Genomic DNA, 13,864 nt, shown 5'->3' on the forward strand with positions numbered 1-13,864 from the left:
AGTCGCCGACACCAGGCCGGTGAACAGCCTTTCGATGGACCATGAGGTTCCTCTCGTTGGGTGGCCTGTCCAGGGTCCGCCAACGGCGGTCTCATAGCTGTCGACGGGCCTGCCGTCGGGACTTTTGCGAATCGGCGGCAGCTCCACGGTGTCTTTGCTGTGATGGTCGACTCTGCTGCGCAATTCGCTGCATGAGCATGATGGTTGAGGGGATGATCGCTTCTGCGGCCACTGTCCTGTCGTGGGGTCGCAGGGGGTGGTGCGATGTCGTTGCAGGTTAGGGGCTTGCCGGAGATTCCGGCGGATACGGTCCGGGTGGCACGGTCGGCGTTTCCGCAGGGGTCGCTGGCGATGAGCGTGCGGGACAGGCTTGGTGAGGTCTTCGCGGACGAGCCGTTCGCGGGTGCGTTCGGGGTCCGGGGTGCCCCGGGGCTGTCGCCGGCCTTGTTGTCGCTGGTCACGGTGTTGCAGTTCGCCGAGGACCTGACGGATCGGCAGGCGGCGGCGATGGCGGTTCGCGCGATCGACTGGAAGTACGCGATGGGGATGGAGCTGGGCGCGACCGGCTTCGATGACAGTGTGCTGGCCCGGTTCCGGGCGCGGCTGGTCGAGCACGGGATGGAGCGTGTGGTCTTCGACCGGCTGCTGGACTGGTGCCGCGGGCAGGGCCTGGTCGGGGCCGGGGGCAAGCAGCGCACGGACTCCACGCACGTGATCAGCGCGGTGCGTGACCTGAACCGCCTCGAGCTGGCTGGGGAATCGGTGCGCGCGGCGCTGGAAGCGCTGGCGGTGGTCGCTCCGGCCTGGCTGGCCCAGGCAGTGAACGTGCCCGAGCTCGCGCTGCGCTACGGCGAGCGGGTGAACGGTTGGAAGATACCTTCCTCCCAGGTCAAGCGGGAACGGCTGGCCACGGTGTTCGGGCAGGACGCCGTCGCCCTGCTGCGGGCGGTGTGGGCACCGACAGCCCCTCCGGTGCTGCGGACCCTGGAGCCCGTTGCGCTGCTGCGGCGGATCACGGTGCAAACGTACCTGGTTGCCACCGACACCCGGGGACGGGAGGTGATCCGCAAGCGGGAGGCCGACAGTGACGGCGTCCCGCCCGGCCATACGCGCCTCGCCTCTCCGTACGACCCGGACGCGCGCTGGGCGGCGAAAGGCGAGGACCTGTTCTGGTGCGGATACAAGATCCATCTGACAGAGAGCTGCGATGCTCCTCCCGAAGCCGAAGCCGAAGCCGAAGCCGAAGCCGAAGCCGAAGCCGAAGCCGAAGCCGAAGCCGAAGCCGAAGCCGAAGCCGAAGCCGAAGCCGAAGCCGAAGCCGGTGGTGAGCCGTCGCCCGGGCGTCTGCCGGTGCGGCTGATCACGGATGTGTACACCACCGACGCGACCGTGCCGGACGTGAACGCCACCGCGCCGGTCCAGGAGAACCTGGCGACGCGGGGCCTGGCACCGGGCGAGCACTACCTTGACGCCGGATACCCTTCCGCCGCGCTGGTCCGGGCCGCCTCCGAGCAGGGCATCACCATGGTCACCCCGCTCCGGCCCGACACCTCGCCCCAGGCCAGGGCCGACACCGGCTACGCCAAGGACGCCTTCCGCATCGACTGGAAGGCCCGCCAGGTCCGCTGCCCCGAAGGCAGGACAAGCAGCGGCTGGTACCCGGTCCGGCAGCACGGCCACGACGCGATCGTCGTCGACTTCGCCCGCAGCGACTGCCGGCCCTGCCCCGCACGCGAGCAGTGCACCGCCTCGCGACGCGGCACCCGCATGCTCACGCTCCAGCCCCGCGAGCTCCACCAGGCACTGACCGCCGCCCGCACCGAGCAGAAGACCGATACCTGGCAAGCCAAGTACGCCCTGCGCGCCGGGATCGAGGGCACCATCAACCAGGCCCTGGACGTCACCGGAATCCGCCGGGCCCGTTACCGCGGCCTGCCCAAGGTCCGTCTCCAGCACGCCTTCTCCGCCGCCGCACTCAACGTCATCCGCCTCGACGCCCACTGGAGCACCGAAGGAACCCCACCTGCACTGTCACGCGCCAGCAGACTCACCCACCTCAGCTACCGACTCACCGCATAACCGAATAGCGCAGCAGAGTCATGGTCCGATCCAGTTCGTCTTGTCGTCCGGCAGACAAGGTGAGACAACCCCTGCTTGTCTGGGGGCGCAGGCTGCAAGAAAGGGTGAGAGTTGAGCACACTCAGAGCGGGCGGAGTCGGCGGTCGGCCATGGGGTCCTCTACGGGGTCGCAACCAGGAGCTCAACGATCTGGCGTCGCAGCTGCGCGCATGGGTAGACGAAGCCGAACTGACCCTGGACGGGCTGATCGCCGGTTTCACACAAGATCACTTCGCTGGACCTATCCCTAGCAGGGCGACCGTGGCTGCCCGTCTCTCAGGCCGGGCTTTGGACATGGAGTTCACCGAAGCCGTGGTCGATGTCTGCTCCCAAGACCATGCCACTGCCGCGCCGCGGCTGGTACAGGCGAGGGAGCTGTGGGCCTGCGTCCGCAGTCACACGGCTGCACCGCTCTCCGGGCCCCAAGACCTCAGCGGCGACGGCTCTGGCCAGGCACAATTGGTCCGGAATCAGCAATACACCATCGAAGCCCAGGGCCAATTACTCCGTGCCTTGGAGGCGAAGACCCGCAGCGATCAGGCTCTGAGTAACAGCACCCAGCTTGTGCTGCTCCTGGTTCAGATGATCAACCAGCTGCAGGTCAATATCTCTGACCTGCAGCGACGTGCTGACAGTCTCGTCGTCGACGAAGACCCCTACCCGGAGGCAAATACCCGCGTCTTGCTCAAGCTCCGAACAGCACAGGACCAGCTGCGGCAGGCCGAGGAGGAGAGAGCACGCGCCGAAACGGAGCGACGTGAGGCACTGCAGCTCAGGGATGTCGCACAGCGTCGGGCCGAGGCGCTTCAGCACGATCTGGACCTTCTCCGCAACGGTGCCGAAAGCGCGCCGGGCACCAGCAACGATCACCTCCCGGCCCCCACGCCAGAGGCCGCCGATAGCGAAGAGCTGTTCTTGCGTGATGTGGCGCAGGCGTTGGCGAAGGCCCGGACGGTCAACGAGCAAAGCGAGCAACTCACTCGGGAGGCCCGCGAAGATCTCGACCTTGATGACCGGACGGTCCAAACCAATGGACCGTCCGGTCCGGAGAGCGGCGTCCGAGGCAACCACGAGACAGATCAAGACAACCCGCTGAGCAGCGACTTTCGGTGGGATAACTCTGCTGGCACCGAGGGCTCCGACGCGGGCTCTGAGGATTGGCGGGCAGCCGCCGAGGGTGGCCAACCACGCCAACCGACGAATGAGATGCGGACTCTCAACAGAGGGATCGCCGACATCAACTCCGCACGCAGCCTCGGAGGCACGCTCCAGGCTGTAGTCGAGGGCGCGGTGGTGAACCTCGGCTTCGACTCGGCTGCCGTCCACCTGGTGCGTCCAGACGGCGACCTTGTGGTCGCCGCGGTCTGGGCGGTCTCCGACGACGACAGCAGCGGCGTCGATGGTGAGGTTGAGAAGCTTCTGGGACAAGTCGGCTCCGACGAGTCCTGGCGGCGATTGATGGCCGCAGGCGAGCGGTGGGGGGAATTGATCTTCATCGACCACCAGCGCAGCGGCGCTGTGCACGGCCCGGTCCCTGAGAGGCCGGTGACAGCAGCAACTACGCAGGAGCAGCAGGTTCCGTGGGATCCCGAGGACATGCTTCTTGCCCCGATGTACAGCCTCGGGGGCGAACTGCTAGGGGTGCTCTGTGTAGATCGGCCTCGAAACGGTCTTCGCCCGAGTTCCTCGGCACGAGAGGCCCTGGAGATGTTCTGTCAACAGGCATCGATCGCCATCGGCAACGCACGGCTACGCGCTGAGCTGCAGCGTTCACTGGTCCGTATGCAGCGAGAGCGGGCAGCGATAGAGGCCAGCGAGGAGGGCTTCCGCTCGGCGTTTGAGTTCGCTCCAAGTGGAGTGGTCATTACGGATCAAAACAGCGAGCACGGACGTACCGATGGGCGAATGAGTCAGGTCAACGACGCATTCTGCCGGCTTCTCGGCCGCTCCAGCGCTGGGCTTCGGCGCCTGTCTCTAGTGTCGCTGGCCCATCCGGAGGATCGCCCTTTGGTTGAGCGAACCTTGGCCGTTGGTGGACGCGCCGAAGTGCGACTCGAACACCAGAGCGGTAGTTACCTGTGGGTAAATCTTCGAACCTCCATGGTGGTGGACGCCACCGCCAAGGGGCCGCACTTCCTGCTCACGCATGTGGACGACATCGAGCCGAAGAACCGGCCCCATGGACCAAGCGGAACGCAGTAGGCCGTCCGATTCAGAGCGGACTGCAGGGCATGCCTGCAGCCGCATGCCTGTCGACCAGGCTGAGCTCATCCGGCTGCCGGCCGGTGTGGTGGTGTTATTGGATGTCTTGTGGGTGCCAGCCGCGGGGGATTTTCGGCAGGCCGATGAGGGCGTCGATGCCGAGGTGCTCCTTGAGGAGGGCTTTGAGGCCGCGTCCGTCGATGAGTTGCATGCGTCCGGTGCGTTGGGCGAAGTCGAGGCTGGATTTGCCGAACCAGGCGGTGGTGACCAGGATGCCCTTGGCCGCGGCCTTGTCGGCCATGACGCCGGCCAGTGCGCGGACGGCGTCGGCGGGTACGGCGTCCTTGTATCGCTTGGCCTGGATGACGCACAGACCCCCGGTCAGGGGGTCGCGGTTGATGGCGACGGCGTCGACGCCGTCGTCGCGGCTGGCCTGGGTGGTCCATGCCTCCAGTCCGACGGCCTCGAAGAGCTGGCGGACCAGGTGCTCGAACGCGTACGGGTCCATCTTCACCAGGTCCGGTCGGCTGTCGAGGCCGGAGACGATGTCGACCTCCTCCACGAAGCGGTACTTGGTCAGGTCGAACTCCGCGACGGGGGCCACTGCCTCGAGGTCGTAGGGGTGGGGGGAGACGATGGCGTTCAGATGGCGCAGGCACAGCGCGGGGTCCAGCTCGCGCTCGCCGAGGTCGAGTTCGGCGAAGGCCTCGCGCTCGGCCACGACGCTGGCCAGGCAGGGGCGCACCGGGCGCCCGGTGGCGCGGTCCTTGGCGTCCGCGTGCCCGTTGAAGAGCACGGTTTCCACCAGCTCGGGGCTGGTGACCGCGAAGCCCTCCTCGATGGCGTGCAGGGCCAGGCGCGCGACCAGGCGCCGGTAGAGGTCCCTGGTCTCGCCGTCCTTGCGGGGCTGGGGCACGACCTCGCGGCGTTGGGCGACAAACCGGTACCCCGCCGCCTGCGGGATGATGCCCTGCCCGGGCAGGTCGACCTCCAGGAGGAGTTGCTTGGCCTCGGGCGCGTAGGCGGCCCGGACCGCGGGCCGGCATCCCGGCGGCAGCGGCGAGTGGAGCAGCAGCTTCTGGACTGCTTCGGCGAAGGCCTGCGGGCCGTCCTGCAGCAGGCGCTCCTCGGCCTTGCGCCGGTAGTCGCCCAGGTCGCCGGGCCGGTCCAGCAGAACAGACTCCAACTCCTGCACGAAGGACTGGACGGCGTCGGTGCGCTGGGCCGCCTCGTCCTTCAAGCTCTGCACCTCGGCCGCTTGTCGCTGGCGTTCGCGCTCCTGCTCGGCACGCACCCGCTCGCGTTCCTGCTGCTCGGCCGTGCGCTTACGCGCCGCGAGCCGTTGCGCCAGTTCCCGCTCCACCCGCGCGGCCTCACGTTCCTGCTTAGCTAGTTCCCGTTCCCCGACCGACAGCAGCCGCGCCCGCTCCTTGTCCAAACGCGCGGCTTCCTGCCGCTCGCGCCGCAACCGTTCCTGCTCGGCCTTCTTGGCCAGCCGTTCGCGTTCCGCCGCCTCCTTCTTCAAAGCGGCGGCCTTCGCCCTCTGCTTCGCCTGATAGGCGTCGAGTAACTGCTGCGCCATCGACCTCTGGCGTGTCATCTGGCCCTCCCCTGGCCCGAACCTGCCTTCCCCGCGACAGCGCCCCTTCAGCCCGGCCGTCAGCGGCACTACTGCCGGTGAAGCGATGCCCAACCACGAAGATCAACAATCCCCGCTGCTCACTCGGTCCGGCCCGCCGGTGAGCGATTCGATCGACGGCCCCGCGCCCGGCTGCTCCGCCCTTCCGCACAAGCCGGTTGCCGGAGTCGGAAGCCTGCCGCCCTGGGCTATGGTGCGGCGGTGACCGATTCTGCGTGGCGTCCGCTGCTCTTCCTCGATGTGGACGGTCCGTTGATCCCGTTCGGTGCGACGCCCCGTCAGCTGCCGGGCGGCTACCCGACCTTCCCGGATGCGCCAGAGCTGGGGGCGGTCGGGACGAATCCTCTGCTGTCCAGGCTTGATCCGGGCCTGGGGCTCCGGCTGGTCGCGCTGGGATGCGAGCTGGTGTGGGCCACGACCTGGATGGAGGAGGCGAACGAGTGCGTGGCACCGCGTCTGGGCCTGCCGCGCCTGCCGGTCGTGCTGTGGCCGGAGCCGGATCAGGACGAGGGGCGTGACGGGCTGCACTGGAAGACGCGCGGCCTGCTCGCCTGGGCGGGAGGGCGCCGTTTGTCTGGCTGGACGACGAGATCACCGGTGCTGACCGGCGGTGGATGGCCGCGCACCATCCAGGGCCGGCCCTGCTGCACCGGGTCGACGCCGCTGCGGGCCTGACCGGTGCGGACTTCGCCGCTGTCGAGTGCTGGCTGCGCGCGGCCCGTCCCACGCCACCGACGCGATGAGGAACTCGGGAGCACCGGCTCCGTCCCGGACCGCGGCCGGGCCCAGGGCCTCATCGTCTTGAACCCCTATCGCTCTGCTGGAGGCTTCCATGGCTACTGAGAACCCGCCCGAGGAATCGGTCGGCATCTGCATGTCTGGTTCTGCCACTGACCTGATAGCCGGTCAGGTGGAGCTGTCGGATGTATTGGCGGTGCTGGCGCGTGTGCGGCCGGTGTTTCATTCGGAGGCGGATCTGCAGCATGCGTTCGCGCGGGTGCTGTGGGGGTTGGCGCCGGAGGTGGAGTGTCGTCTGGAGGTGCGGCAGACCGTCTCGAAGGGTGTCGAGCATCTGGACCTGCTGTGTCTTGGTCCGTTGGGGCGTACGGCGGTGGAGTTCAAGTACGTCAAGCGTGCCTGGAACGGCATCGTGGGTGCTGCCCCGACGGAGGAGCGGTACGCCTTGAAGTCGCACGGTGTCTCCGACGAGGCCCGTCGGGACTTCGTGTTCGACATCGCCAGACTGGAGAGGTTCTGCGACCGGCCGGACCAGAACGGCCTGGCGCTGATGATCAGCAACGAGCCGGCCTTGTGGCGGGTGCCGAAGCCGCTGGCGAAGCAGTCCCGGGATCATGAGTTCCGTCTGCACGAAGGCGGCGAACTGAGCGGGACGCTGCTGTGGGGCGGGGGTGACTACGCCCCCAACACCCGCGTCCTGCGCGGCACCTACCCCTTGCGCTGGCGGCCGTACTCCCAGCAGCCAGGGACCGGGGGAGAATTCCAGTGCCTGGCCCTGTTCGTCGAGGGCTTGGCACCCCCGGGGGAAGCGGACAGCGAGCGGGTCTGACTGGGCTGCTCTGGCCGGACCGGGCAGGTGCTGCTGGCCCCTAGGCGTGCGGTGCGCTATGTCGGTGGCCGTACTGGTCTGCGATGTCGGTTTGGTGGTTGGCGATGTCGTGTTGGAGGTCTTCGGCGGGGATGTGGGTCCAGGTGGCGAGGTGGTCGAGGGGGATGCCGGCGGTGTGGGCGGCGCTGGCGACAGCGGTGACTGCTTGGTCGAGGGTGGCGATGGTCTGGTTGAGGGTGTTGATCAGGTCCTGGGTGGCGGTGGCCAGGGGCGCGGTGTCGTGGACGTCGAGGGCGGCCAGGAGTTCGGTGGCATCGCGGATCCTGTCGTTGATCCAGCTGCGTTCTGGCCGGGGGACGGTGGCGCGCCAGGCGATGGTGCCGTCGGTGCGCTGAGCCAGGGTCCGCAGCTGTGCCGCGGTGGAGGCGGGTTGGTCGTCGCGTTTGATCCACCAGGGGTCCTGTCCCCAGTCGCCAGGTTGTCCCGTGCTGCGGCGCCTGCGTACCAGGGCGCCCCACCAGGCGTTCAGGGCACTGCTGTCGGGGATCGCGCCGGCCGCTCCGAGCCAGGGGCGGCCGAGCCTGCGTCCGAGTTCCTGGCCGAACTGTCCGTCGGGCGGGAAGCGCTGGACGCTCTCGGCGCCGCTGTCCTGCCAGACCATGTCCGCGACGGCCGGGTCGAGCAGGGCCTGGGCCAGGGCCATGACCTCGGGGAAGATCGCCGCCTCGCGGGCGACCGAGCGCCACCACCAGAACCTTTCGCCGGCGTCGCCTCCGGCCAGCCGGTGCAGCCGGGCGGGCCAGACCCGCTCGGCCTTCCACTCCAGGGCCAGCTCCCACCACTGGCACACCACCGCCCGCGCGACCGCGAACACCGCCCCCGGCGCCACCCCGTCCGCTGCGGCCCGCCGGACCACGACCGGCCACCGGCGCTGCGCCGCCACGATCTCCGGGCAGCCGCTCAGGTCGAGGTGTTCCAGACCGTGGCCCTCGCCTGCACCCAGGGTCCAGCGCCGGTGGCGCCGGCAGATGCGCTGCCACCCCTGGCGGTAGCGCATGGCGACGACCTGCTGTCCGGTGCGCCGGGCGGTGCACAGCCGGCACGCGTAGGCGACGGGGCCGTGGGCCGCTGCTCCGGACTGCCAGCGGCCCTGTGGGCGGCCTTCAGTGACCGGGGCGCTGAACAGGGCCGCGTTGGTCCAGGTGGGCAGGGCTCGTTGAAGGGTGGCGGGGTCGGTGCGGCACATGGTCGCCAGCAGGTCCTACCCGGCGGGGTCGAGCAGCACCTCGGCGTCGGGGCGCACCCCGCCGGTGCCGGGGGAGCGCGGGGGGTTGTTGCGCCACTCCCACGCCGTCCGCAGGTCGGTGGCCGACATGCCGTAGCGGGCGGCGACCCGCCCCAGCAGCGACCACGTCGTCTCCGAGGGGAGCGGTGCGATCCGCAAAGCCCCGACCTGGTTCATGGCCCCCCTGTCCTGTGCCCCCGTGCTCCGTTTATGGCGGGGCGCGGGCTCTGACGGCTCATTGGTTGGCTTGTGCTGGTGGGAGGGGTGGGGGCGGGTTGCGCCATCCGGGGTCGAGCAGGTGGACGAGTGCTCGTTGTGCGTCTCGGATGAAGTTGCTCGTGTTGGTGCTGTCGTAGCGCCAGGCGGTGTGCTCGCCGGTGGCGTAGACCTCGTTCCAGCTCTGGCGCAGGGTGTGCCAGGTGTGTCCGGGGTGAGGGTCGATGAGTTGAGCCAGGCCGGTCGGTCCGGTGGCCGGTGGCCGGCCTCGGCGCCTGACCCGGCCGGGCTGGTCGATGCTGATGGCGACGTGCGGGCCGATGTGTCGGGCGAGGGTGTACTGCTTGGCGGAAAGGGAGTGTTGTGCCTTGGCGCGGTGGAGTTGGGTTTTGAGGCGCTGGTAGATGTCGGAGACCTGGGCAGGGGTGAGCGTGGGGTCCAGGGTCATCGTGACCCGGGTGGTGGCGCTGTCTGTGCCGTAGCGCAGCTGGACTGAGCCGGTGTAGAGGAAGACCTCGGGGGTCCGGCCGGCGAGGATGAAGTTGGTGGCCTCCGAGCGCCGCCAGTGGTACCAGTCGGCGAGTTTCTCGGCGAGTTTTGCGAGCTCTCCCAGGACGTGGCGAGCGTCGACCGTCAGGATCCGTTCCTGGTTGCCGGCGATGAACCACAGGTCGATGGTCGGGTCTTTCTCGTTGGGCGCGCGTTGGGTGATGAGTTCGCGGACGTGTGCGTCGCTGTGCCGTTCGCCGATCCACGCGTCGACCGCGTCGGCTTCGAGCAGCCGGTAGTCCGGGTAGGAGCCCTCGCCTTTGGCGAAGGCCACGTACCCGGCCGTCGTGCGGTCGACGAGTCTGCTGGCGCGGAAGAACTGGACGCTGTGGTTCTGCTCGGCCCAGGCGGCGTAGATCGTGGACAGTGCGTCGATGCGCGCGGCGACGGCTTCGCCGGGTGGTTGAAGCCGGTCGTCGTGCCGCCGTACCGGGCCGTTCATGGAGGAGGCGGCCGCGAGAAGATCTTTAATCTGGCCGACGAGCCAGCCGACGGGGTCCTTGTGCGTGACCGAGTCTCCGTCCCAGCTCAGTTCGACGACCTTGTCCCACATGCCGTCGCTGATCGACTGCCCCAGCCGTTCCGCGACCGCTGCACGCAGATTATTCATGTGTGGACCCCATTCATCGATAAAGCACAGTAGCGGCAGGAGAAGGAAGCCTGCTGGTGAATTGGAGGACTGCGTGGTCACGGACAGGGCATCGACGTGGTCTTTAATCACGTCCGATGTTTCCCAGGGTGCGGGCGCGCTCGCGATTCTGGCTGTCGGAGTAACGGCGGTCATCTGCGTGACGCTGGTGGTCCTGGTGCTCTTGACCGACAAGGACAAGCGATTGGATGTGGTGGGGTACCTCGTCCCGGTTCTGCTCGCCTTGGCCAACCGCAGGCGATGGCCTGGCAGCTCCGCCGACCGTGCCGTCGCCGGGGAGCTGCGCGACGGCGATGAGTCCGCTGACGGGCCGGGCCATGGGTCGTGAAGGTCCTGGGAGCCCGGTGCCAGTCCCCGGAAGCGGTCGCGCTCACCCGTGTCGGGGGACCGGATGCCGGCTTATTTGTGGTATCACCGAGGCGCGGTCCGCTGCTTGCTGGAAGGAGGGGCATCTGACCCCGGCCGCCGCCAGCTGCGCCCACCGCCGTTACTGCCATCTCATGCCGAGTTCGGTGAGCCGGTTTGCGCGTTCGGTGGGGATGGTGGCCTTCCTGGCGCGGCTGTTGGCGATGAATAGCCCTAGCGCCACGGTCACCACCTGTGGGTTCTCTCCGTCGTTGCTCTCGGATTCGGACTCGCCACCGTCGTTCAGCAGCAGCTGCTCCTTGTGGCTGCGGGGTACGTCGAGGTTTCCTTCCCGCTTCCGGTATTGGGCGGCGGCAGCGAGGTTCCGGCGTTCCTTCTCCGCGTGGGTGACCTTCGCCTTGGGTCGTTCCTCCGGTGCCAGCGGTTCCAGTCCGAGGACGTGCTCGCAGAGCCACTGCTGCGCCGGTCCGAGCTTGTTCCATCCGAGTTGCTGGACGCGGGCCCATGCGGCGAGGTCTTCGCCCTGGGCGGCGACGGTGCCCGGTTCCGCGTCCAGCAGCTTCCCGCCGACCTGGACGAAGCGCCGGGCGAGGGTGAAGCTGCGCTGCCACTCCAGGGACCAGCCGCTTGGGCACCAGGCCGGGTCGATGGCGTCCAGCGCGTCCTTGCGGTCGGCGGGCAGCGCCCCAGTCCAGTCCAGCTCCCGCTCGCCGGCCGCCGCCCGGCGTTCCAGCGCTTCGGTTCGGCGCTGCGCGGCCCTGAAGTTCTTCATGATGACCCCGACCGGGCGCCCGCCCCAGACTGCTTCGCCTGGCGGGCAGGCGTGGCCGTGCTCGGCGGCGTAGCCGGCTACTGCGGTGAGGTTGTCGGTGAAGGCGGTGTCGAACGCCGACCATACGAACCCGAGCTCGTTCAGCAGGTTGCGGCGTTCGTCGTCCAGGACGTCAGCGGCGCCGTAGCGGCGCTGGTCGGCGACCCAGACCCCCAGCCGGTGCCCGGAGGGCGCCACATAGGCGTAGGGGATTTTCACGTTGGCGAACGTCTGCTTGTAGGTGATCAGTTCTTCCAAGCCGCGCCGGAACTCGGCTCGGTCGGGCTCCATGGCCCGGGTGCGGACGAAGGCCGCGATCAGGGTGGGGTCGCGCTGGGTGGAGAAGGTCAGCAGTTGCTCCCCGGTGCGGGCGGAGCGTCGTTCCTCGGGGTCGGTGTCGCTGGGTTCCTGGGGTGGCCGGGATTCGGACTGGGGCATCGCGAGGCGCTCAACGGCTGCGGCGTCGTGGGCACGAAGAGCGAGAAGGATTTTCGAGAGTCCGTCGTACACCGGTGAGGTGAGTAGTTCCCGGCCGGTTTCGCCGGCGCCCCAGATGATGGGGACGACGATGGTGGCGATCTTTCCGCTGCCGGGCTGCATTCGAAGGGCCCGTCCGACGGCCTGGACCAGGTCGACCATGCTGCCGCGGACGTCCGCGAAGTAGACGCCGTCGCATTCGAACGTGTCTACGCCTTCTGAGATGGTCTTGACTGAGGACAGGATGTAGCGCAGTAGGCGCCACCCGTCGTCGCGGACCAGGGAGGCGAAGGTGCCGAGTACCGCGCGCCGTTCGGCGGGTGTGTGGGCGGATTCCAGCCAGCTGGTGCCGATGAGTTCGGGGCGTGGGTGCAGCGAGGGTTCCAGCTCCCGCAGCGCCCGCGCGACGTCGTGCAGGCCGGTGCTCATGGCACGGGCCTCCGCCACCAGGTGGTGGAAGGACAGCACCCGGTTCAGGTCCCACTGCGCGCAGGCGGTCAGCAGTCCGGTCTGCAGGGCTGCTAGCCGGGCTCCGCGGTACTCCACCGACCGCTCGTCCACCCCCTGCTGCTCCAGGCCCTGCAGGACGGGGTCGGACACGTCGACGCACACGATGCGGTAGGGGGCTACCGTACCGTCGGAAATACTCCTTCCGAGTGGATAATCGCTGGCCACGGTGCCGAAGACGGCCTCGTCGTCCATGCTCGCGATCAGCTCGGCTGCCTCGATCCCGGCCGCCGCGGCGCGCTGTCTGTCGCTGTCCTTGATCGCCCACAGCCTTGGGGTGGCGGTCATGAACAGGCGCCGGTCGCAGGGGATACGGGTGTTGTCGAGGATCGCCGCCCACGGCCGCGCGGCGTGGCCACTAACGCGGTGCGCCTCGTCCACGACCGCGAGCGAGAACGGCTTCAGCCCCCGCCGGTGCGCCTCTTCCAGGTGTCCGAGTCCGAGTGAGGCATAGGTGGCGAAGACGGTGGTCTTCCCCGGGCCCTTCGTCCAGGCCACCAGCTCGGCGGGATCGGTGGTGCAGCGGATTCCCGGAGGTTGCTCGCCGGCTTTGAGCGAGCAGAGCCCGACCATCAGCCCGCCGTGGCCTTCCTCCTGCCAGACCTTCACCGTCTGCTCCAGCAGCGGCAGTGAGGGCACCAGGACCAGGGTGCGCTCGGAGTAGAGCCGGTTGGCAACATGAACGGCCGTCAGTGACTTGCCCGAACCCGTCGCCGCCCGGATCTGGCACCGCAGCCCCGTCATCGGCACGAGACCGGACACCGGGAGCGTCAGAAGTCGTACTGCTGCGTCGCACGCCTCTTCCTGGTGCGGGCGCAATTTCTTCGCCATGAAGACGATTTTCCTTTCCTGGAATTCAAGCGACAGCCGAAATGCGGATAGCAGGCCTTTGGACTGAGTCCAGCTCCGTCGGTGGCAGTAGCGCGGGTGCAAGGGCTGACCTCCGGCGCCGGCCGCGTTCCAGGGGGGTCACCCCCCGATTGCTGGACAGGGCGAGTATCCGGGGTGCGATTCCGCCGAATGCGGCCGGCACGGCGGTGGACCTGTTGCTGTCGAGGAACTCGAACCTGATGTCTCCGAGGCACATGCAGATGCCGTCCGGTACCGAGCTCACGGCCATGGCCCGGCGCAACCTGTTGGGGTCGGCCGGCATCGTGAGGTCCGTCAGGATCGCCGGTTCGGTGGGGCGAACGATGTCGCTGACTCGTATGGCGCGGGCTCCCCGGAGAAGACAATCCAGTGCAGTGAGGCCAGGCACGGCTGATCCCTTGGTCTGAAGTCACTAGCTTTACCATCCTTTTCTATGTCAATCCACAGCGTCACTCGCAAGAGTTTCGAGAGGTATTTAAGCCAGACAATTTTGCGGTTCACTTGAATCCTCTGGAACCCTTCTCACATCACAGAGTCTAGCCGCGACACAACTTTGATGCAGCTAACTCGTGACTTCGCGTCACCCCATCGAGCGAAGGAGCCACCGG

9 protein-coding genes and 1 pseudogene are annotated in these 13,864 nt (G+C 68.3%); 5 read left to right on the top strand and 5 right to left on the bottom strand.

Features of this window, described 5'->3' with window-relative positions; all coding sequences use genetic code 11:
- The first annotated feature begins 351 nt into the window (after positions 1 to 351).
- Together BS75_RS43030 and BS75_RS47585 are read left to right on the top strand one after the other, a co-directional pair.
- A complete protein-coding gene (locus tag BS75_RS43030; protein ID WP_197091972.1) occupies positions 352 to 2,079 on the top strand; it encodes a transposase in 1,728 nt (575 codons plus the stop codon).
- Positions 2,080 to 2,412: 333 nt separating this feature from the next.
- Positions 2,413 to 4,320 (top strand): GAF domain-containing protein, encoded by a 1,908-nt coding sequence (locus BS75_RS47585; protein WP_081983168.1) that lies wholly within the window; start codon positions 2,413 to 2,415, stop codon positions 4,318 to 4,320.
- A 94-nt stretch (positions 4,321 to 4,414) separates the two neighbouring features.
- Here BS75_RS47585 and BS75_RS43040 read toward each other — a convergent pair whose 3' ends face one another.
- Positions 4,415 to 5,920, bottom strand: coding sequence for a restriction endonuclease (locus BS75_RS43040; protein ID WP_231608080.1), 1,506 nt, complete (start codon positions 5,918 to 5,920; stop codon positions 4,415 to 4,417).
- Positions 5,921 to 6,160: 240 nt separating this feature from the next.
- On the opposite strand from BS75_RS43040, the pseudogene BS75_RS43785 reads away from it, so the two are divergent.
- Both BS75_RS43785 and BS75_RS43050 read left to right on the top strand, forming a co-directional pair.
- Positions 6,161 to 6,702 (top strand): annotated as a pseudogene (locus tag BS75_RS43785) (HAD domain-containing protein).
- 89 nt (positions 6,703 to 6,791) lie between these two features.
- Positions 6,792 to 7,526, top strand: coding sequence for a hypothetical protein (locus BS75_RS43050; protein ID WP_231608081.1), 735 nt, complete (start codon positions 6,792 to 6,794; stop codon positions 7,524 to 7,526).
- A gap of 40 nt (positions 7,527 to 7,566) precedes the next feature.
- On the opposite strand, the gene BS75_RS43790 is transcribed toward BS75_RS43050, so the two are convergent.
- Genes BS75_RS43790 through BS75_RS43060 form a run of 3 tightly spaced genes read right to left on the bottom strand, consistent with a single transcriptional unit; the run spans position 7,567 to position 10,267 of the window.
- Complete coding sequence (locus BS75_RS43790; RefSeq protein WP_052070527.1) at positions 7,567 to 8,772, bottom strand: hypothetical protein; 1,206 nt, start codon at positions 8,770 to 8,772, stop codon at positions 7,567 to 7,569.
- Positions 8,773 to 8,787: 15 nt separating this feature from the next.
- Positions 8,788 to 8,988 carry a hypothetical protein gene (locus tag BS75_RS47590; protein WP_052070529.1) on the bottom strand — a complete coding sequence of 67 codons (201 nt, stop codon included), beginning with the start codon at positions 8,986 to 8,988 and terminating at the stop codon, positions 8,788 to 8,790.
- Between the two features lie 58 nt (positions 8,989 to 9,046).
- On the bottom strand, positions 9,047 to 10,267 hold the full coding sequence (locus tag BS75_RS43060; RefSeq protein WP_152646398.1) for a hypothetical protein: 1,221 nt from the start codon (positions 10,265 to 10,267) through the stop codon (positions 9,047 to 9,049).
- On the opposite strand from BS75_RS43060, the gene BS75_RS43065 reads away from it, so the two are divergent.
- Positions 10,260 to 10,553: a hypothetical protein gene (locus BS75_RS43065; protein WP_152646397.1), complete on the top strand. Its 294-nt coding sequence runs from the start codon at positions 10,260 to 10,262 to the stop codon at positions 10,551 to 10,553. The genes BS75_RS43060 and BS75_RS43065 overlap by 8 nt on opposite strands.
- A 159-nt stretch (positions 10,554 to 10,712) precedes the next feature.
- On the opposite strand, the gene BS75_RS43070 is transcribed toward BS75_RS43065, so the two are convergent.
- Entirely contained in the window at positions 10,713 to 13,217 is a 2,505-nt protein-coding gene (locus BS75_RS43070) for a DEAD/DEAH box helicase (RefSeq protein ID WP_081983170.1), read from the bottom strand.
- Between the last annotated feature and the right edge of the window lie 647 nt (positions 13,218 to 13,864).

It is taken from the genome of Streptacidiphilus albus JL83, assembly GCF_000744705.1.
In the GTDB taxonomy this organism is placed as follows: Bacteria; Actinomycetota; Actinomycetes; order Streptomycetales; family Streptomycetaceae; genus Streptacidiphilus; species Streptacidiphilus albus.